Below are 359 nucleotides of genomic sequence, written 5' to 3' on the forward strand. Positions count from 1 at the left end.
CTCCTAAATACGACAAAGGCTCACAGAAATGTGAGCCTTTTTTTATGTTTTTCTAAAAATTTGAGTTATTGCTCAATTTCATATTGATGAAACAAATATGAAACGACTTTGACACAAATCGGTGTTCTAATCATCCCGCTTATATAAAAAGGGATAACTAATGAAGCACTTTATGAAACCAATTGTTACCGCAGTGGTAACCTCTACACTCTCATTCAACGTACTTTCAGCAGAAATCAAAAATGTCATTCTGATGATCGGCGACGGCATGGGACCTCAGCAAGTTGGCTTATTGGAAACCTACGCAAACCAAGCGCCAAATTCCATCTATAAAGGGAACAAAACGGCCATTTATCAAC

1 pseudogene is annotated in these 359 nt (G+C 37.6%); it reads left to right on the forward strand.

Features of this window, described 5'->3' with window-relative positions:
- Positions 1-160: 160 nt before the first annotated feature.
- Positions 161-359, forward strand: a pseudogene (locus AB4512_RS25370) (alkaline phosphatase); the annotation flags it as partial.

Origin of the sequence: Vibrio sp. 10N.222.52.B7 (assembly GCF_041474275.1) — a bacterium.
Classification (GTDB): Bacteria; Pseudomonadota; Gammaproteobacteria; order Enterobacterales; family Vibrionaceae; genus Vibrio; species Vibrio crassostreae_C.